Annotated in this window: 15 protein-coding genes, 1 rRNA gene and 1 pseudogene; 12 read left to right on the top strand and 5 right to left on the bottom strand. The window is 49.4% G+C overall.

Features of this window, described 5'->3' with window-relative positions; translation table 11 throughout:
• The 6 genes and pseudogenes from B157_RS38815 to B157_RS0102860 form a co-directional block, all read left to right on the top strand.
• A pseudogene (locus B157_RS38815) lies at positions 1–269 on the top strand (hypothetical protein); the annotation flags it as partial.
• Between the two features lie 48 nt (positions 270–317).
• Positions 318–968, top strand: a complete 651-nt coding sequence (locus tag B157_RS0102880; RefSeq protein WP_020601878.1) for a DUF1349 domain-containing protein — start codon at positions 318–320, stop codon at positions 966–968.
• 105 nt (positions 969–1073) lie between these two features.
• Positions 1074–2069 (top strand): aldo/keto reductase, encoded by a 996-nt coding sequence (locus B157_RS0102875; protein ID WP_020601877.1) that lies wholly within the window; start codon positions 1074–1076, stop codon positions 2067–2069.
• Between the two features lie 171 nt (positions 2070–2240).
• Positions 2241–3806, top strand: a complete 1566-nt coding sequence (locus tag B157_RS0102870) for a serine hydrolase domain-containing protein (protein WP_020601876.1) — start codon at positions 2241–2243, stop codon at positions 3804–3806.
• Positions 3807–3882: 76 nt separating this feature from the next.
• Positions 3883–4578 carry a 3-keto-disaccharide hydrolase gene (locus B157_RS0102865; protein ID WP_020601875.1) on the top strand — a complete coding sequence of 232 codons (696 nt, stop codon included), beginning with the start codon at positions 3883–3885 and terminating at the stop codon, positions 4576–4578.
• Between the two features lie 78 nt (positions 4579–4656).
• Positions 4657–7869, top strand: a complete 3213-nt coding sequence (locus B157_RS0102860; protein WP_020601874.1) for a PQQ-dependent sugar dehydrogenase — start codon at positions 4657–4659, stop codon at positions 7867–7869.
• Between the two features lie 41 nt (positions 7870–7910).
• Here B157_RS0102860 and B157_RS0102855 read toward each other — a convergent pair whose 3' ends face one another.
• Entirely contained in the window at positions 7911–8630 is a 720-nt protein-coding gene (locus B157_RS0102855) for a YqjF family protein (RefSeq protein ID WP_041951863.1), read from the bottom strand.
• Positions 8631–8688: 58 nt separating this feature from the next.
• Positions 8689–9411, bottom strand: a complete 723-nt coding sequence (locus B157_RS0102850) for a 3-keto-disaccharide hydrolase (RefSeq protein WP_020601872.1) — start codon at positions 9409–9411, stop codon at positions 8689–8691.
• Between the two features lie 97 nt (positions 9412–9508).
• Between B157_RS0102850 and B157_RS0102845 the strand changes: the two genes are divergently transcribed.
• Positions 9509–10093, top strand: a complete 585-nt coding sequence (locus B157_RS0102845) for a hypothetical protein (RefSeq protein ID WP_245565010.1) — start codon at positions 9509–9511, stop codon at positions 10091–10093.
• A 420-nt stretch (positions 10094–10513) separates the two neighbouring features.
• On the top strand, positions 10514–11059 hold the full coding sequence (locus B157_RS34240; RefSeq protein ID WP_026308440.1) for an RNA polymerase sigma factor: 546 nt from the start codon (positions 10514–10516) through the stop codon (positions 11057–11059).
• Between the two features lie 133 nt (positions 11060–11192).
• On the opposite strand, the gene B157_RS0102835 is transcribed toward B157_RS34240, so the two are convergent.
• Positions 11193–11597, bottom strand: coding sequence for an Hsp20/alpha crystallin family protein (locus B157_RS0102835; protein WP_020601869.1), 405 nt, complete (start codon positions 11595–11597; stop codon positions 11193–11195).
• A 280-nt stretch (positions 11598–11877) separates the two neighbouring features.
• Here B157_RS0102835 and hemC point away from each other — a divergent pair, with 280 nt between their 5' ends.
• From hemC to B157_RS0102820, 3 genes are all read left to right on the top strand, one after another.
• On the top strand, positions 11878–12804 hold the full coding sequence (gene hemC / locus B157_RS0102830) for a hydroxymethylbilane synthase (RefSeq protein WP_026308439.1): 927 nt from the start codon (positions 11878–11880) through the stop codon (positions 12802–12804).
• Positions 12801–13238, top strand: coding sequence for a GNAT family N-acetyltransferase (locus B157_RS0102825; RefSeq protein ID WP_020601867.1), 438 nt, complete (start codon positions 12801–12803; stop codon positions 13236–13238). Before hemC ends, B157_RS0102825 begins: the two co-directional genes overlap by 4 nt.
• A 306-nt stretch (positions 13239–13544) precedes the next feature.
• Positions 13545–14285, top strand: a complete 741-nt coding sequence (locus B157_RS0102820; RefSeq protein ID WP_020601866.1) for a nuclear transport factor 2 family protein — start codon at positions 13545–13547, stop codon at positions 14283–14285.
• Between the two features lie 53 nt (positions 14286–14338).
• On the opposite strand, the gene B157_RS0102815 is transcribed toward B157_RS0102820, so the two are convergent.
• Both B157_RS0102815 and B157_RS0102810 read right to left on the bottom strand, forming a co-directional pair.
• Positions 14339–17428, bottom strand: a complete 3090-nt coding sequence (locus B157_RS0102815) for an AAA family ATPase (RefSeq protein ID WP_020601865.1) — start codon at positions 17426–17428, stop codon at positions 14339–14341.
• Complete coding sequence (locus tag B157_RS0102810; protein WP_020601864.1) at positions 17425–18657, bottom strand: metallophosphoesterase family protein; 1233 nt, start codon at positions 18655–18657, stop codon at positions 17425–17427. The genes B157_RS0102815 and B157_RS0102810 overlap by 4 nt, the downstream gene beginning before the upstream one ends.
• Positions 18658–19380: 723 nt before the next feature.
• On the opposite strand from B157_RS0102810, the gene B157_RS0102805 reads away from it, so the two are divergent.
• Positions 19381–19652: ribosomal RNA gene (locus B157_RS0102805) — 16S ribosomal RNA — on the top strand; the annotation flags it as partial.

The raw sequence follows: 19652 nt of genomic DNA, 5'->3' as shown, positions 1-19652 counted from the left end.
CTAAGCAGTTTACGGGTCTCACTGACTGTCAGGCCCGGTCGGTCAACAAGTTGGATTTCCATGTGAACACCGCTTTGTCAGCGGTCAATATCGCCAAAATAGAGCAGGGCGTTGGTCAGCAGCCTTTTTCGATGGCTGATGTAAAGACCCTGTATCACAACAAGTTATTACTGGATCGTTTTTTTTCCATCTTACCGCAAGGCACTGAACTGACTAAAAATGACCCTCAAGTGCGTCGACTGTATAGTTTCGGCTGTATAGCTGCTTAATTATTGACGAACCATTGTTACTTCTGAACTCTGAATAAAAAAGGACGTATGCGTATAACAGCCCTGGCGCTGCTTATTGGGGCTATTGCCCTGATGAGCAGCGCCAAGCCAGCCAAAACAATTGGCGTCTTCCAGCAAAGTGTGGATGTTGGTAATCCTAAACTGGCAGGCTCAGCCCGGTATAACAAACAAACGAAAGAATACACACTGACAGGGTCGGGGTATAACATCTGGTTTGAGCGCGACGAATTTCATTACCTGTTCAAAAAGTTGAGCGGGGACTTTACCGTAACGGCTGATTTTGAGTTTGTAGGGGCCGGTACGGACCCACACCGAAAAGTAGGCTGGATGGTTCGCGAATCCCTCGACGACAAGGCTTCTCACCTGAGCGCCGTAGCCCATGGCGACGGTCTGACCGTGCTACAGTGGCGGGTGACCAAAGGCATGGCCATGCGCGATCCGGAAGATGAGATTTTTAGTCCTGAAAAAAACGTTCAGACCATCCAGGTAGAACGGAAGGGCAATGAATACACCATGCGCGTTGCCCCGAAAGGCGGCACCCTGAAAACCGTTGGTTCTCATACCATGGCCAATTTATCCGGTCCGCTCTTTGTCGGCTTATTCATCTGTTCGCATAATCCTGCGAAAGTGGAAGAAGCCATTGTGAGAAACGTTCAAATAATTCAGGATAAACCCTAATAAAGGCCAGCTTTATGGCCCTTAACTTTGAGCAGTTTTGTTGAGACTACTGGTTGATTCTCAGTAGCCTCAGCAAAAACTGTGTCAAGCCTTGCACTAAACTTTATGGAATACAGGAAAATTGGTAATTCAGATCTGGAGGTTTCCGTCGTTACGTTTGGTGCCTGGGCAGCCGGGGGCTGGATGTGGGGTGGTACCGAACGGAGTGAAGCCGTAAAGGCAATTCAGGAGTCGTATAATGTAGGCGTAACCTCCATCGATACCGCTCCAGTATACGGTCAGGGGCTCAGTGAGGAAATTGTGGGTGAAGCCATCAAAGACCTCCCCCGGGATAAGGTACAGATTCTGACCAAGTACGGCATGCGCTGGGACCTGGAGAAAGGTAAGCTGGCCATGCACAGCAAAGACAACAGCGGCAAGGCTATTGACATTTATAGGTATGCAGGCAAAGACAGTATTATTCAGGAGTGTGAGAACAGCCTGAAGCGCCTGGGCACGGATTACATTGACCTGTACCAGATTCACTGGCCCGATATAACGACGCCCATTGCCGAAACCATGGAAGCTATTTCGCAGCTTATTCAGTCCGGTAAAGTGCGCTATGCCGGGGTGTGTAACTACAATGCAGATCAGGTTCGGGAAGCGGCCGGTGCGATTGAGCTGGTATCGAACCAGGTTCCGTATAGTATGGTAAAACGGGATATCGAAAAAGAAACGGTTCCGTATTGCATGGCCCACGACATCGCTATTCTAGCCTATAGCCCCCTGGAACGGGGTCTGTTAACGGGCAAAATGAAGCCGGGTTATAAATTTACGGCCGATGACCACCGGGCATCGCTCTACTTTTATAAGGACGAAAATCTGAAACGGGTCGATGCCTTTTTGGATAAAATCAAGCCGATGGCCGACGAGAAGCATGTGTCGATAAGCCAGCTGGTACTCCGGTGGACGGTGGAGCAACCCGGAATCACGATTGCACTGGTTGGGGCAAGAAATGCCGAACAGGCCCTGCAGAACGCAGCCTCAATGGATATCACCCTGACTTCGGACGAGATAAACAGCATTACTGACCAGCTGAATAAGCTGGAACTCGTTCCCTGAACGAGTTTGACGTAATTGAGATAAGTTGGTTCTCCATCAACAAATTAATCAGGGTTTACTATATACGGCTTGCCTGTGCAGGTAAGTCCGTTAAGCTAGTTGGCCGTCCTATTCCGGTGGGCATCTGCCCACCGGAATAGGACGAGCTAGTACGTTACGAACAGGTACCTCATGATTAACAGGAGACTATTTTTAAAGAAAACAAGCCTGGGTGTCGCTGGCTTAGGGGTAATTACCGAACTCCCCCATGACCATTTATTCGCTTCTGTTGAACTGCCGCGCAGTACGCCGGAACAGCAGGGGATTCGGTCGGCCGATATTCGAAAATTTTTGGAGGCTGCCAACAACAGTGGGCAGGAGTTTCACAGCCTGATGATTCTTCGGCACGGACACGTCGTGGCCGAAGGCTGGTGGGCGCCCTACTCGTCAGAGCACCGGCAACAGTTGTACTCGGTGAGCAAAAGTTTCACCAGTACCGCCATTGGGTTTGCCGTTTCGGAAGGACTGCTTTCGGTCGATGATCCGGTCATTAAGTTTTTTCCGGAGGCCGTACCGGCTGAGGTAAGTGCTAACCTGGCCGCGCTGAAAGTAAAGCATTTGCTCATGATGTCTGTGGGGCATGCCAAAGACTCTATTCTCTTGCTGGAGGCATCACCGCCCGGTGTTACCTGGGAAAAAACCTTCCTTAGCCAGCCCGTTGTTTTTGAACCCGGCACGCAGTTTATGTACAATTCGGGCGCCAGCTATATGCTGAGCTCTATTGTGAAACGGGTTAGCGGTAAAACGGCGCAGGCATATCTGACGCCCCACTTGTATAAACCCCTGGCCATAACCGACGCTACCTGGACCGAAAATGCGGAAGGGGTCAACATGGGCGCTTCTCATTTACGCATGCGGACCGAGAATCTGGCCAAATTCGGGCAGTTATACCTGCAAAAAGGCAAGTGGAACGGGAAACAGGTGCTCCCTGAAAAATGGATAGCTGAGGCATCGGCGAAGCAAATTAGCAATGGAGCCAACAACAGCAGCTGGGCCTATGGCTATGGCTACCAGTTCTGGTTGAATCCCCCTTGTGGCTTCCGGGCCGACGGTGCGTTTGGTCAATACAGCATGGTGCTGCCGGAGCAGGATGCCGTTGTAGTTATCACCAGTGAGAGTATAGCCACAAAAACGACCATGCAACTGGTATGGGACCTGCTGGTTCCGGCCATGACGGCTGCTCCATTACCACCCAATGCTACGGAGCGTAATGGGCTCTGCACCGACCTGAAAGCACTGAAGTACGACCCGCCAAAACTGGCCGTGCATTCGGCTATGGTGGCCGAAATTTCCGGCAAGGAATACGTGCTGGATAAAAATGAGTTCAACGCGCAGTCGGTCTCGTTTCGATTTGTGGGCGACAAGTGTGTTTTCACCCTGAAAGAAACCGGAAAGCCGGACATTCGGATTACCAATGGCATGAATCACTGGATTCGGGAAGGAAACCGGAAACCCCGGCCGCATTCGTTGTTTTCGTTACGGCGGATCGATTTTGATTCTATTGTTGCGGCCAGTGCTACCTGGCAGAATGAAAACATGCTGCTGTTGACCTGGCGGTTGATTGAAACCGTTCATAGTGACAGCCTTACCTGCATTTTTGATGATGATAAAGTAACCATCAACTTCCTGTTTAGTGTGGCTCGTTTGCAGAACAAACCCGACGACCGGGCGGATATAACCGGCAAACGAATTGGGTAAACATGGACCCATGCCTGGCCTAAAGCCTGAAAATTCGATTGTATAGTAGTCTGGTACCTTTAACAAGTAACTCTTTATGAGCCGTTTATCGATTCCCTTATTCGCACTGTTTACCCTGGTTAGTATAAGCACATTTGCGCAGCAAAAAGGCAAGTGGACGTACCTGTTCAACGGAAAATCTGTTGACCACCTGCGGGGCTACAAAATGACCGATTTCCCTACAGATGCCTGGAAAGTAGAAGATGGAGCGCTGGTAGCCCAAACCGGAGTGCCCAATATTGACCTGGTCACGAAGGAGAATTACAAGAACTTTGAACTTGATTTCGACTGGAAGACATCGGTAGCGGGCAACAGCGGGATATTTTATTACGTCAATGAAGAGGCCGATAACCAGCCGGGTAACGGGAACAGTGCAAACTGGCTGGATAATTTTGAAATGCAGCTGCTGGACGATATCAACTTCAACGATAAAGCGCCTGTCCGCTCGGCCGGGTCGCTGTACGACCTGATTATACCGGTGAACAAACACCTCAAACCCGTGGGCGAGTACAATCAGTCGCGGCTGATTGTGAACAACAACCACGTAGAGCACTGGCTGAATGGCGACAAGGTAGTTGAGTATGTCATTGACTCGCCCGAGCTGAATGAGTTGATCAGCAAGAGCAAATACCGGAACAACCCCAAATTTGCCAAATCGACGGATGGGCACATTATGCTGCAACACCACGGCCAGAAAGTTTGGCTGAAGAACATTAAAGTTCGCCGGCTGTAAGCATCGTCACTGGCTTGGCCAATACTTAATCCTTGTCAACACTGATTGGTTTTTAACCCGTTACTCAACCAACTAGCCATGAAAATGCGCCTGATCACTTCTTTATCCAGTTCCTTTGGCTGTGTTCTGCTACTCCTGTTTTTAACCGGATGGCACATGCGGAAGGAGAGCAAGGCGCTCATATTCCTGAAAAACAGCGTTGATCAGCCTACGGCCAGTGTGGCGGCAGGCGCGCTTCTGAGCCTTATTGAGCAGAACGGGATCGAAGCCGATACTACCAGTAATAGTGCGTATATCGCGGAGGACTCCCTGAAAAATTACCGCGCGCTTATTTTTCTGCAAAACTCGTCTGATGTACTGGAAACCGGGCAGCAGAATGATGTTGAGCGGTTTGTGCAGGCGGGTGGTGGCCTGGGTCTGGTGAACACAGAGGGATTCACAACCTATCAGTGGCCCTGGTACAACGATATCGTTGCCGGTAACACCCAGCCCGCCGATGCGAACAAGCCCGTTTTCTGGACGAAGCCCTACGACGGTGGAAACGTGTTTTATGCCACGGCTGGCAACGGTGCCGATCAGGCGGTTGGAAACCAGATTATTGACGGGATTAAACAGGCACTTGGTAAGGCAGCCCTGAATTACCGGGAAGCCCACACCGCCCGGATGCCGGAAGAAAATCGGTTTACCACCACCGTACTCGATTCGTACATGGAGGAGCCCATTGAAATGGAGATCATGGCGGATAACCGGGTGCTATTCATTGAGCGCCGGGGTAGCATCAAACTATACGACCCAACGGTTAAATCGACCAAAGTCATCAATAAACTGCCCGTTCACCTGACGGGTAACTATGAAGATGGCTTGCTGGGCCTGGAGCTGGATCCGAAATTTGAGACCAACCATTTTGTGTACCTCTATTACTCCCCCGTTGGCAGTAAGTCGGTGCAGAACCTGTCGCGGTTCCTGTTCACGGGCGATAGCCTGCAAATGAGTTCGGAGAAGGTGGTGATGCAGGTGCCCGTTCAGCGCGAAACCTGCTGCCACTCGGCCGGAAACGTTTATTTCGGACCCGATGGGTTATTATACCTCTCCACCGGCGACAATACCAGTTCGAAAGAATCGGATGGCTTTTCGCCACTGGACGAACGGTCGGGCCGGAGCCCGTTTGACTCCCAGAAATCGTCGGGCAATACGCACGACCTGCGGGGTAAAATTCTGCGGATAGCCGTAAAGGAGGATGGCACCTACTCGATTCCGGATGGTAACTTGTTCCCGAAAGATGGCTCGGCAGGGCGTCCGGAAATTTACGTGATGGGTGCCCGGAACCCGTACCGCATTACGGTCGACAAGCGGGGCTTTTTGTACTGGGGCGATGTGGGTCCCGACGGCGGCATTGCCAACGAGCGGGGCCCCAAAAGTCAGGATGAATGGAACCAGGCCCGCAAGCCGGGCAACTACGGCTGGCCCTATTTTGTGGGTGATAATAAACCCTATGCCGACTTTGACTTTGCCACGAATAAGGTTGGTTCGCTTTTCGACCCCAATCACCCCGTCAATGAGTCGCCGAATAACTACGGGTCCAAGACGCTGCCACCCGCGCAGAAGGCCATGATCTGGTACCCGTACGATAAATCCGTTGAGTTTCCCATGCTGGGTATTGGCTCGCGTACCGCAATGGGTGGCCCCTTTTATTACATCGACGATTACAAGAAAACGGATGTTCGGTTTCCGGCTTACTACGATAAAAAGATGTTTATCTACGAATGGGCCCGGAACTGGATTAAAGTACTGTCTTTTAATGAGGCCGGTGATCTAAAGAAAATAGAATCGTTCCTGCCCACCAGCTTTTTCTCCAAGCCCATCGACATAAAGTTTGGCCCGGACGGAGCCATGTATATCCTGGCCTACGGCGTGAACTACTTCGCCCGCAACCCCGATTCTCAGCTCGTTCGTATCGAGTATTCGGAAGGCAATCGGCGTCCGGTGGCTAGAATAAAAGCGACCAAAACCGTGGGCGCGGCTCCGTTAATGACGCAGCTATCGGCCAGTGAATCCTTTGATTACGACCGGGGTGATAAAATTTCGTACCAGTGGGAATCGGGCAATGGGCAGAAATCAACCGCCGTAGCCCCTTCCTTCACCTACGCCAAACCGGGCATTTACCGGCCTAAGCTAACGGTAACGGATGCCGAAGGCCAGAAAGCGGTTACGGAACTGGAAATTAAAGTAGGTAACGAACTACCACAGGTCAGTGTAACCCTGGGTGGCAACCGGTCATTTTACTTTGACAAAACACCCATACCCTACACAGTTAGTGTTAAGGATAAAGAAGATGGCAGCCTGAATAAAGGCATTCTGCCGAAGCAGGTAAAGTTTGCGGTTGATTACCTGGCCGAAGGAAAAGATTTAGCCCTGCTGACATCCAATAGTCAGGATATGGGTGATGTGGGAGCGAAGTACATTCAGGGCAAAAACCTGTTCACCAACAGCGATTGTAAATCATGTCACGCCATGAGTATAAAGTCTATTGGCCCATCGTTGATGGACATTGCCAAACGGTACAGCGTAGCTGGTGAACCGGCGGTGCCCATGCTGGCCAGCAAAATCATTACGGGAGGTAATGGCAACTGGGGTAAAAACGTCATGTCGGCCCACCCGCAGCATACCGAAGCCGAAACCGGCGAAATGGTCCGCTATATCCTGTCGCTGTCCGATGACGGCAGCAAGCGGTTACCATTGCAGGGCACCTATACGCCTACTGTCCCGGCGGGCGGCAACGAGGAGGGGAGCTATGTTATCTCGGCCAGTTATACCGATAAAGGCAACCCCGTTACGGGTGCCCTCACGGGGCGAAAACTCATTGTACTGCGCAACCCGAAAGTTCAGGCCGAGTCCTTTACGGCATCGGCCAATGTGGATCGGAAGCATCAGGACGGCAGCAACCAGTCGTGGGTAGGCGATATTAAAGATGGCTCCTACATTGGTTTTGCCGCTATTGACCTGACGGGTATCCGGAATCTGGAATTCAACGTAGCCGCCATGCCTACCCGGGGTGGCCGAATCGATGTGTACAGTGGGTCGATATCCGGCAAGTTACTGGGTACGGTGGTCGTAGCACCACCAACCACCACCAGTGGACCAGCGGGTGCCCGAAGAGGGCCGCAATGGCAAACGGTGTCGGCACCCATCAGCAGTCCAGGCAATGCCGCCGATTTGTTTTTTGTATTCCATAACGATCAGGTAAAGGACAAAAACCTGATGCTGCTGGACTGGATTCAATTCAGTAAATGACGCGGCTCCAGGATTAGAAATGGTTCAAGAAGGCCTTAGCCTCATCGGATGGTCGCACCCGACTTGATCGTCACCGCCGAGCCTTCGGCCAGAAATACGGAAGTGGGAGGGTGCTCGAAAAAAGGGGCAAATGCGGCACCGTATAACTCGGTTATACTACAACGAACGTCGTGCGTATGCACTGGGTAAATCAGCCAGGATGAGTGTACTACTTCGTATTCGGAGGTTCGGCCCGAACCCCGGCGGGTATAGCCCCAGTAATGCTCCGTAATGAAGGCTTCTTCGCTATCTGGTACTAGCGTATGACCGTTCTGGTCGGCCGTGACGCCGATATGGTTCCAATCCGACCCAACTTTCCACTCGTACCTGATTTGCTGCGTTTGGGCTTCCTGTCCGAACCGGTGCCGCATGGAATGTGTGGCATACGGTTCGCCATAGAGGGTATTGGCAACCAGCGTAATGGCAAATTTTGGCACAATTTCTTTGACAAAGACAACGCCCCGTTTCCAGCCCTCCGTCGTTTTTCGCCGAACATAAAAGCGTAAGTTGAACTCTTCAAATTCGGTGTGAAAAGGCACCGATACAACACCGAACATCTTTACCCGTTGAAAATAGAAGCCAACCAGACTGCCGTAGCAAACGTCATTGAAGGTGTCGAGTTCGGTACCGTAGGGCAGGAGGGGTTCCAGTACCCGGCGGTCTATGGCGTAGTTGGCAAAAATCAGTTTTCGCCATTCGGCGCTCAGAAAGGTGGTGGCCATTGATGAGGGTAAATACAGTTTATTAATAACTAACAGGCTGTTCAGGGCCAATGTTACCCTATTTTTTGGCTAGTGGTTTTACCGCAACCTCTTTGAAATAAACTACGTCAGAATCGCCGTGATTCTGTAAGCCGATGTAGCCCGAAACGGGGCGCAGGCCACGATAAGGCTCGAAATCAAATTTTCGGGGTGGCACCGGGTCACCCTCCCGGTAGTCGGTCACTTTCACTCCATTTACGTAAACAAGCGTACGGGTGCCATCCAGCGTAATATCCATTGTGTTCCACTGCGGGCCGGGTTTCCCTGGTTTCGCCAATGGCTTTGTCAGCGAATAAAGCGTTCCTGTATAGTGATAGTCGTCCTCATCGGATGTTTCGGGGTGGTTATCAATTTGCACCTCGTAGCCGTAGTGAACGGGCATCCACTCTTCGTGCGGTTCAATGGGAATCCGAATAAACACCCCTGCATTGCTGTTTTCTTTCTGCATCCGATATACTATATGGATGACGCAGTTACTGAATTTTTCCTTTGTCCAGTACAGGAGACCTAGTCCACCGTGGCCCCGAATCATACCGTTTTCCACAGACATGCTCCCTTTACCCACATGTTTCCATCCGGTTAAATCTTTCCCGTTAAATAGTTGTCGCCAGCCGTTTGCCTGATCGGGTTTATCTTTGTGAGGTTCGGCAACGTTGTCGGAAGCAGCGGCAATCGTTGGCCAACTCAGGCTGGTTGCCAGCAGTAGACTGATACCGATCAGCCAGTTAGTTATTGTTCGCATCAGAGATTGGTAAAGGGGAGCGTGCCATTCGTTTTCATCTCAACAAAGAAGACCTAGGTAAAGCTATTCTACCGATACAATTTTACCTGTAAAACTCATGACAGCATCCCGTTTTTCCTTTAGCCTACCCTTGTTTAGTTACACTCTCTTCTCTCAGTGTGTGTTGCTGTTCCTTTCAATAGGGTATCTCCATGCACAACCAACCCCCGATTTCCGGAAAGTAAGGTGGAATTTTAGTCGGCCACAGGTTAAGGACGCGGAAATGCCCAACACTTCTTCCCGAAAAGGGGATAAACTGGTCTACAAAAGAGTTGCCCTAAAGGATCGAACGGTTGGTTTGGAATATGATTTCCTTGATGATCTGTTGTTGTCGGCTACCTATTACTACTATACCACTACTGGTATAACAGAAGCCGAAGTCCGGGCCGCAGCGGCCGATTTTGAAGCTAGCTTACAGGAAAAGTACGGGAAAGGGAAAACGGGTATGGTAGGTACAATTCGGGAGCGGGTCTGGCTTACACCCCGTACCCGGATTAGCTTACTGGTTGGTCAGATGGACAAAGGATGGTCCGTTGAGATAGTTTACCTGTGCCGGGTTTGTTCAGGTGATCCCGGCACGGGGGTTGTTGTGCCGGGGGAAGTCACGCCTAACGTGACCAATAAAGAACTGGCAGATTTTTAGCCAGATGACACTTGCCAAAAATGGTTAAGGAGCGTTTTTCGGGCAATGCAAAACATAAAGGGGAACTGATGTATCTGCCTATAGGCCCTTACTCAGTAGAACAGGAATTGACTACACCTCAGGAAAAGGTATCGTGTATTACCCAGGGTACTGAAAAGATTTGACCAGCTCACTACTGGTCAATTACTTACAGCCCTGATTTTATACATTAGTTATTCTTCTATGGTTATTTTGTATACTTAATAAGTATATCATTTATAAAATATGATTCTTTTTATGTATTTAAAAATGTGAATTTCGATTACATAGGCCACCGCCTAATAGATTTAAAATTAACTTTTGCGAATACTTAAATCTAAATAGCGGAAAAACCGTGTATATACATTAGTTTCGTAAACTAAATATATACTTTACTTCCACATGCAGACTACCCTAAGCGACGAAGAGGTGATTCGCCATTACTTACCTAATCAACCTGATCATTGTTTTGAAGCCCTTTACAATCGGTACGTTAAGAAAGTCTATCGGCGTTGCTTATCAATGACCAATGATTCTTTACAGGCCGAGGACTTTACCCACGACATTTTTATCAAGGTTTTCCATAAGCTGGATGGTTTTCAACAGAAGTCCAGTTTCTCAACCTGGCTCTATTCGATTTCCTATAATTACTGCGCCGATCAGCTTAGGCTGTCCAAACGACTTCCTACTACTACCCTCGAAGAAAATACCGATTGGTACAATTCCGATTCGATAGAGGCACAGCTGCAGGAAGAAACGTTACAGGTAATGAAGATGGCCATGGAGAAACTTTCGGCTCAGGAACGTTCTCTGCTCCGGCTCAAATACGAGGATGGATTGAGCATAGAAGAAATTGCCCAGATGTATGAACTTAAGGAGAGCGCTGTAAAAATGCGCCTGAAGCGTAGCCGGGAAAAAATTCAACGGCTGTGTGCTAAACATAACTAGTAACAATACTGACCTATCTCCAGCACGTTGCCCGTAAAGAAATAAGGAAGCCGCTCCCGTAAGAGCGGCTTTTTACTGATCTATAACAACAGGTCATTAGGAAGACCCGGGAGGGAAATTCACGGATATACGCTCAGAATAAGTTTTTGATATCGATTCGGCGGTGCAGATGCTCTTCATCTTTGAAAGGTAGCCTTACGATCACGCGACCCTGCTCATGAACCGCTTCAATCTGGTCGGCATCAATAAACGCCGGAATATCTAAAACCCGCAGGAACATCGGTACTGCTAACCGCTGATTGGTTCCTGCCGGCTGATAGTCGGAGTTATTAACCAACAGGGTATACAGAACGAGTTTGTTGCCCTCGACCAATACGTTGAATGAACTGGCTTTTACGCCCGGAGCGGCAAGGGTGATCAATAGGTGCCCATCTTCCCGCTCAACATTCATGGTGGTCTGACTTGACCCACCATATAGGGTATTCAGCAAGTCAATCTGCCCGCCTGTTCCCTGAAATACGTTTTCTATCGCTTTCATAGTGGATGTTGTTTACTATTCGATTCTTTAGTTATTAGACAAACCTCGTGCCTAATGGATTAATGTTACTTTTCCCGGCCAGGATGTCAGTCAAAAAGGGTGTTTTTTTGTCTAAATATGCCGCTTTGCCATTACAGGCCGCTATTATGACAGTATTATCCCTTGTTTATGTATAGCTGGAGGTGTTGCGATTTATGCGCTGTATGTGGGTAGCTTTCTACACATTATCACCACACTTTTGGCTACCGGAAGCTTTTTCGTGCTGTATCTTTGTGGAACCATGCATATCAGAATTGGAACACGAAGCAGTCGGTTAGCCATCTGGCAGGCCGAATACATACAAACAATACTCAATAACGGGGGTGTCTCGTCGGAGTTGATTTTTATCGAAACGAAAGGTGACTTGGTACTCGACCGGTCCCTGTCGAAGATTGGTAGCAAGGGCGTGTTTACACAAGAACTGGAAGATCAGTTGAGAGAAGGCCGGATTGATATCGCCGTTCACAGTGCAAAAGACCTCCCCTCAACGCTTCCTCCCGATCTGGAAATCATTGCCTTTACGGAACGGGAACTGGCAAACGATGTACTGGTGAGCCGAGCCAAAGATTTATCGCTCACGCAGAGCACGACCTTTCGCATTGGGACCTCATCCACCCGCCGGGTAGCCATGCTGAAGCATTATTGCCCGCACCTCACAACGGTTGATATGCGTGGGAATTTGCAAACCCGTATCCGCAAACTTGACGAGGGTCACTGCGATGCCTTGCTCCTGGCTTATGCCGGTGTGCATCGGATGGGGTACGATGACCTGATTGTGGAATACCTGCCCGTAAACGAGTTTACACCCGCTGTTGGACAGGGCAGTGTAGCTATCGAAACGGCTATTTCTCTGGACAGTCAGATACGGAAAATACTCATTCAGTTAATCAATCACGAACCCACCGCTGCCTGTTTACGGGCAGAGCGTGCCTTCCTTGCCCGACTGGAAGGCGGGTGCAGCATCCCCTCATTTGCGCTGGCAAGCCTGACGGATCAGCAGACTATCAGCCTGACGGGTGGATTGGTTAGTCTGGACGGTTCCCAATTGCTTAGGGAAACTTTTTCCGGCCCAACCGACGAAGCGCCCTCTTTAGGCCATTCACTGGCCGAAAGTATTCTGGAACGGGGTGGCGACGAAATTCTACAAACTATTCGCGAACAGCTATGAGTGTACTTATTGCCCAGACCGACGCCGAAATCCGGCAGTGTTTACCCGCCATGCTGGCCTTACGGCAACACCTTAATCCTGACCAGGCGTTCGATATGATTCGTTTTCAGCGGGCAAACGATGGCTTTGTACTTGCTTATGTAGAAAGTGATGAGTCGCTGGCATCAGCTCCGGCTGTGGTTGGGTACCGGTATATGAATCTGCTGTACAGCGGTAAAACGCTTTATATTGATGATTTGTCGACCCTGCCTGGTGCTCGTGGAAAAGGATACGCCAGTGCCCTGCTCGATTTTGTGATCGACGAAGCCCGGAAAGCGGGTTGCCAGTGTGTATCCCTTGATTCAGGGCAGAATCCGGCCCGGTATGATGCCCACCGGCTGTATCTGAAAAAAGGGTTCAATATCACCAGCCACCATTTTAAACTGGATTTCTAATCTGGCTGTAGTTGGCAGAGTCCTCTGCATGGCTACCTTTGTTTCACTGAAAGTCAACCTACATACCGCCGACCTGTATTAAAAGACACCTGTCAACCAGGACAAGGTGCTTTTGATACGCTCTGATACGCTTACTACAGAGCGATAGCCTCATCGTTTTCTTTCGATGAGCATCCGGTCGAACCCAGTCAACTTACCCTTTTGTACCGATGAAAAGCTTCATCGCGCGTTCGCTATACATATACGTAGCGCGGATGCTGGTACATACCTAATCAATTTTTCAGAAGACTTTCACTAAAATACCTCATGCAGCAGGAGTCAATAAATAAAGCCATCGTCCGTGATTTTTACCGACGGGCCGTTAGTCAGGGTGATCTGGCATTTGCCGAAGAAATCATTGCTAATGACTATATACAGCACAGTTTAGCGGTCAAACCTGGGAAGGCAGGCTTACTGGAAGCCCTGGGATACATGAAGCAAATGCCAAAGCCTGCCACCCCAGCCAAACCTTTCCTCCGGCTCATTGCCGAAGGAGATTACGTAGTTACGAATATGTCCTTTGACTGGGGTGGTAAACAGAAAGTTGTTGTTGACCTGTTCCGCCTTCAGGATGGCAAAGTAGCCGAGCATTGGGATGCCATGCAAGACGAGCCCGAATCAACCGTCAATGGCAACAGCATGATGGATGGTTCCCTGCCTGTTGACGATGATAAACAGACCTTTACCAATAAGAAACTGGTTCGTACGCTTTACGAGCAGGTTTTCATCAACCGTGATACAAACACCTGCCATGACCTTGTCGCAACCGACTTGATCCAGCATATTCCCGAAGTTAGCAATGGCCTTGTCGGCCTGATGGATTATTTGCGGCAGCAACCCGATCAATGGTCTGTCGAGAAGGTACACCATATTATTGGAGAGGGCGATTTTGTCGTTGTTCAGTCGTCAGGGCGTTGGGAGCAGAAACCAACGATGTTTTATGATGTAGTCCGGCTGAGCGACGGAAAAGTAGTAGAGCAGTGGGGCGTTCGACAACGTATTGAGTGAAACTTCTCCATCACGCCGGAGCACAATGCACTGCTCCGGCGTGATGGAGAAGTTTATTCTTCCCAGCTATTTATAATGCGACTGCCGTTCTCGGTGTTTTCAGCGCGGATGTAGTTATCGACTTCGTGCTGTAACTCTTCAACGTGCGAGATTATACCGACGACGCGGTTTTCGGTACGGAGTGCTTTCAGGGTTTTGAAGACGGTTTGCAAGGCATCTTTATCGAGTGTACCGAAGCCTTCATCCAGGAAGAACAGGTTTTGCTTCGCTCTTGTCAGATGCTGAATATTATCGGATAACGCCAGTGCCAGCGACAAAGCTGCCTGAAATGTCTGGCCCCCCGATAGTGTTTTGACGCTCCGCACTTCCCCACCATTCATGAAATCGCGCACCTGAAACCCGTTTCTATCGTCCAGTTCGAGTCTGAGCTGGTTGTTCGTAAGTCTGAAAAAGCGATCGTTAGCCGATTGGCACAGGTTTTTCAGGTAGACGGACGAAACGTAATCAACAAAGCCCTGCTTTCGGAACAGGTTCTCCATCTCTTTCAGATCCTGACGCCGAAGGTCAAGTTCATCATGCCGTTTCTGGTGCTTCTGCTTCTCAATCCATTGCTTTTCCAGCGTTTCCAGCTTATTCGCGGCTTTACCAAGCTCTTTGTTCAATTCATCCTTCTCCGCCCGAACGGCTTTCAGTTCTTCCTGAACGGCGTCCAATTCGGCCAGGTCGAAAGGTTGTTCCGTTAGCGCAGCCTCCAGGCTGGAAACCTGATTCTGTAAACTCTTTAGTTTATCGTAATAGTTCGCTACGCGCTTTTTCCCGTCTTCAACATCAAACACAGTCCGCAGAATTTGTTCGACCTGCTCCCGAATCAGCCCTGTATCGGCTAGATTTTTTTCTAGAATGACTTCCTCATTCGCTCGTTCATCGGCTAGATCAGCTAATTGCTTCGTCAACTGGTCGACCTGTGCCCGGAACGTAATTTCATCTTTCTCGGCTTTATTCTTCTGCTTCTCGGCCTCATCGAACGCAGTTTTAGTCTGGTCGTATTGCTTTTCCAGCGACTCCCGTAGATCGGCTATGTGTTTCAGATTCCAATTGGCAACCTCGGACAGTGGGTAATGCTGCAGGGATTCAACCTGAGAGTCAATGTGTTTCCTGCGCTCGGCTATCGTTGCATCAATACCGCTGATTTCCTTCCCTAACTGATTATATATGCTCTCCGCTTTGTCAAGTTGAACAGTTAGCCCCTGAACAGCTTCCTGGGCGTCAGTCAACTGTTTTTTCTGGTCGTTCTCCTGCTTAATTGCTTCGGCCACATTGCCTTCACTCTCTATCGAAAATTCCGGCCATATAAACGTATCCTCGTGGGCCGTGAGTTGCTCAATCAGGTCACCCCGTTCCCGAATCAGCCGTTTGCCATTTTCGTGAACGCCCCGCAGTTCGGTTTCCAGTCCTTTCACCGTCAACCGAAGTGTCGACATCTCCTTTATGCGTTGCTTGACCTTATTTAGTGCCTGCTCACTTTTCAGTACAGCATCGCCAATGGCAGAATGATCCTGTTTCTGGGGATGATGTACTGAGCCGCACAACGGGCAAGGCTGTCCATCGGTCAGTGAGTCAGCGTAGCGCTGCAACTCATTTTTCAACAGCGTTTGCTGATGGGTCAACGACCGGTCCTGCTCAATTTTCTCCAGCTCAGTAAGAGCTTCGTTAATGGCGTTGGGCAGTACTTTGAGTGTTAGATCTGCCCACTCAGGGGAGAACCTGCTCAAGGCATCGTTTTTTCGTTGCTTAATTGCGTCAAGACTTTTTTCATACTCCCCAATCTGTGCTTGCAGGTCATCAGCCTGCTTTTTCATCGGTTTGTACAACCCGAACCAGTGCTTCACGGCATAAAGTCGTTCTAGGTCCGAGTTCCGGCCCAACAGCGTTTCAATGGTTGTTTGGTGTACCTGCCGATCGGCTTTTCGTTCATCAATGCCCGCTTTCTGACTGCCAAGGCGGGCCGTCAGGTTTTTAAGGTCCCGGTTTTGTAGTTCAACGGATTCCTGGGATGTTCTGATAAGTTGAACAGTATCCAACTCGTCAATCTGGTCCTGCAATTTCTCCCGGTTTTCGTAAGCCAGCTTCGCCGACGCGTGATTGCGTTGTAAATCCGGTAACCGACTCACCATGGCTGCCAGCAAACGCTGGGCTTTCTGCTGCTCGCCAGCAAGGCCGTCGTGCTTGTCTTTCAACTTGCTAAGACCCGTCAGACTGGATTGAAACAGCAGACGACACTGCTCGTATTGAGTTATGTCCTGTTGTATTTTCTGGTAAATCGGCTCCTGCGACTGCCAATGTGCCAAGTCGGTTCGGGTAATGGCCAGCGTTTCGCTCTGTTGTTTCAGTAGGAGCAGTAGCTTCTCAACCGGTTCCATCTGGCTGATGTGCCCGGTTCGTTCGGTCACCGACTTCCGAATGGTGGCTACGTCAAGCTGAGCATTTTCGATATTCTCCGGCGTTACCTCCTCCAGGGAAGCCATCAGACCGCTTAGTTTGGAGAATTCTTCGTCGTTGGCTTTACTCAGCTTTCCTACCCGCCCCGCCAAATCGTACTGATCCAGCTTAAAGAGCTGATTCATCATCTTGGTTCTGTCCGTTGGACTCAGTTCCAGAAACTCCCTAAACTGGTTTTGAGGGATAATGATTGTCCGTTTGAAATTTTCGTAGTCTAGGCCCAGAATTTGCTTCGACAGTACTGACACGTCGTCTTTCTCATTACCAATCGGGGTCCATTCATCGCCTTCCCGCTTGAACATACGACGTTCGCCCGGACCAATCTCATGGTGTTTTTTGGCGTGCCGCTTTGCTTCGTAAACAAATTTATACAATTGCTCGTTGGGCCCCGCCTGAAACTCAAAGTCGATGATCAAGTGCTTCGACTTCAAATTCATCATATTATACAGGAGCTTATCCTGACTGTTCAGTCGCTCTGTCTTCCCGTATAAGGCAAAACTGATAGCTTCCAGTAAGGAAGTCTTACCACTGCCAACCTTGCCAAAAATGCCAAATACACTCGATGCAACTAACTGGCGGAAATCAATTTCCTGTAATTCCTGATAAGAATAAAGGCCCTGAATGGACAGCTTAATGGGGATCATTCGGGGTCTGTGGCTAAAATCTCACTGAATAACTGGCGCAACCGCTCGTTCGGCTCCTGTCCCTTGTTCTTGTTTTTGAAGTAGTCCGTAAACAAAGCTTCCATACTTTGCGACAGGTCGATGACTTTTGCAGGATGCTCCTCAACCACGTCCACATCCCGAATATCCGGAATGATACTTCCCGACGAAAGCGAATCATGTGCCTGCGAAAGCCGCCGACGATCTTCTGATGTGAGGTAGGTAGGCGTTTGCAGGGTGATTTCCGGGTAACAGGTCGGGTTGGCGTTCAGCCATTCAACCGCATCATCGACCCGCGTGAATTTCTTTCGCAGTAACCTCTTTCCCGCTTGCAGGGGTACTGAATTTACGGTTACGGTTTTTCCGGGCTCGGCGTCAATTACCATAACGTACTTCTGCTGGTCGGCTTCGGCAAAGCTATACGCCAGTGGGCTGCTGCTGTACACAACCTGGCTGGATCCCCCACTAATTTCCTGCTGCCTGTGCAAATGACCCAGCGCGGTATATTGGATCTGAGGTGGGATCATATCTGTATATACTACAGATGCGCCACCAATCTGTAGAATACTTCGTTCGTCACCCGTTTCTTCGGGCTGAGTGCCCCCCCGTTTCATCACAAACAAGTGGGCCACCAATAAATTGACACCCTGATCATCCATATAGGTATTGGCCAGCGAAGACCAGTGGGCTTGCAGGGACCGGCGCATTTCATCGTCGGCATCAAGAAAGCCGAAGTAGGCCCGCATCCGGTTCTCGTTGGCGTATGGGGTTAGTATCAGTCGCACCGGAGCAGCATGCCTGGGAAGCTGGATCTCTACAAATCCCGGAGCCGTTCGTAGTAGCTTGGCATCGCAATTCAGTACATGCGACCGAATTTCCGTTTTCGGAAAACCAGCAAACACAATACCGCACTCCCGGCCGAAGTGGTCCTGCGCTTCGATACGCTCTGGATTGTCATGATTACCCGCAATGACTACAACGGGTCTGTTACCACCAGCCGCCAGCCTTTTAAGTGTACTATATAATAGGTCCTCTGCTTCTGCCGGTGGATTGAAGGTGTCAAACAGGTCCCCTGCCACTATAACTAGATCTACCGATTCGCGATCTGCTATCTGAGTGATCTCTTCAAGGACATCTTTTTGTTCCTGATGGCGCTGAAAATCCTGTAGCCTCTTGCCCAGATGCCAGTCTGCCGTGTGTAAAATTTTCATTCTAGTTAATAATCTTCTTTCCAAAAATGAGTAGAAAGGTAGATGCAATATACGCCAGACAAGCTTGAATGAGTACTTTAACCAGCACAAGTTGCCTACTCGTACCAATCAGGAGGAGCTTTACCGTACTGTCTATCAAAAAAGTTTAGTTTTTTTATTTGTGGTAAGTGGCTGACAACAGGCCACTTACCAAATAATCTTTGGTGTGGTAAAAACTATTTTCAGATCAGGGCTTGACAAAGGGTATTAGACTGGCTACCTTTGCACTCCCAAATCGAAAGAAACGGGGCATGATAGATAAGCAACGGCTTGACTATCAACGAGTTGAAAGTAACCCCCTGAGAATCAGTGCCAAAAATAAATCTTCAGTTTTACTTGACATTCGAAAAACAAAGCGTACCTTTGCAATCCCAAATCGAAAGAGGCAGGGCTGATAAACAAACAACAGTTTGACTATCAATTACTTAGGTGCCAAAATCTGAAAAGTAGTACAAAAAATAAATTTCAGATTTTACTTGACAAACGGGAAACAAAGCGTACCTTTGCGCTCCCAAACACAAAGAGAACAACGAAACAACGGTTTCCTTTTCTCACTTCGTTTTGGCCAATGGGCCGGGCGAAAAGTTCTTTGACAAACGGACAGCACAACAAAAAACGCGACTTTGTGATTTCGATCACCGGTTGAACAACATAGTAGTTAGTTTACTAGCTACACAATTATTTACGATGGAGAGTTTGATCCTGGCTCAGGATGAACGCTAGCGGCAGGCCTAATACATGCAAGTCGAACGGAGCAGCAATGCTTAGTGGCAAACGGGTGCGTAACGCGTAAGCAACCTGCCTTCTACTGGGGGATAGCCCGGCGAAAGCTGGGGTAAACCCGCACGGTCCAGAGGAATCACCTGATTATTCTGGTAAACATTTATGGGTAGAAGAGGGGCTTGCGTCTGATTAGCTAGTTGGGGGGGTAACGGCCCACCAAGGCGATGATCAGT

This window comes from Spirosoma spitsbergense DSM 19989, from assembly GCF_000374085.1.
In the GTDB taxonomy this organism is placed as follows: domain Bacteria; phylum Bacteroidota; class Bacteroidia; order Cytophagales; family Spirosomataceae; genus Spirosoma; species Spirosoma spitsbergense.
The sequence above is the reverse complement of the archived record's forward strand: the minus strand, read 5'-3'. Positions and strand labels throughout refer to the sequence as shown.

What these genes read in the sequence shown, in the direction of transcription:
- B157_RS0102870 (WP_020601876.1), top strand. Translation starts at nt 2,241, where the DNA reads ATGATTAACAGGAGACTATTTTTAAAGAAAACAAGCCTGGGTGTCGCT.
- B157_RS0102860 (WP_020601874.1), top strand. Translation starts at nt 4,657, where the DNA reads ATGAAAATGCGCCTGATCACTTCTTTATCCAGTTCCTTTGGCTGTGTT.
- B157_RS0102855 (WP_041951863.1), bottom strand. Translation starts at nt 8,630, where the DNA reads ATGGCCACCACCTTTCTGAGCGCCGAATGGCGAAAACTGATTTTTGCC.
- B157_RS0102850 (WP_020601872.1), bottom strand. Translation starts at nt 9,411, where the DNA reads ATGCGAACAATAACTAACTGGCTGATCGGTATCAGTCTACTGCTGGCA.
- B157_RS0102835 (WP_020601869.1), bottom strand. Translation starts at nt 11,597, where the DNA reads ATGAAAGCGATAGAAAACGTATTTCAGGGAACAGGCGGGCAGATTGAC.
- B157_RS0102875 (WP_020601877.1), top strand. Translation starts at nt 1,074, where the DNA reads ATGGAATACAGGAAAATTGGTAATTCAGATCTGGAGGTTTCCGTCGTT.
- B157_RS0102810 (WP_020601864.1), bottom strand. Translation starts at nt 18,657, where the DNA reads ATGAAAATTTTACACACGGCAGACTGGCATCTGGGCAAGAGGCTACAG.
- B157_RS0102815 (WP_020601865.1), bottom strand. Translation starts at nt 17,428, where the DNA reads ATGATCCCCATTAAGCTGTCCATTCAGGGCCTTTATTCTTATCAGGAA.
- hemC (WP_026308439.1), top strand. Translation starts at nt 11,878, where the DNA reads ATGCATATCAGAATTGGAACACGAAGCAGTCGGTTAGCCATCTGGCAG.
- B157_RS34240 (WP_026308440.1), top strand. Translation starts at nt 10,514, where the DNA reads ATGCAGACTACCCTAAGCGACGAAGAGGTGATTCGCCATTACTTACCT.
- B157_RS0102845 (WP_245565010.1), top strand. Translation starts at nt 9,509, where the DNA reads ATGACAGCATCCCGTTTTTCCTTTAGCCTACCCTTGTTTAGTTACACT.
- B157_RS0102865 (WP_020601875.1), top strand. Translation starts at nt 3,883, where the DNA reads ATGAGCCGTTTATCGATTCCCTTATTCGCACTGTTTACCCTGGTTAGT.
- B157_RS0102880 (WP_020601878.1), top strand. Translation starts at nt 318, where the DNA reads ATGCGTATAACAGCCCTGGCGCTGCTTATTGGGGCTATTGCCCTGATG.
- B157_RS0102825 (WP_020601867.1), top strand. Translation starts at nt 12,801, where the DNA reads ATGAGTGTACTTATTGCCCAGACCGACGCCGAAATCCGGCAGTGTTTA.
- B157_RS0102820 (WP_020601866.1), top strand. Translation starts at nt 13,545, where the DNA reads ATGCAGCAGGAGTCAATAAATAAAGCCATCGTCCGTGATTTTTACCGA.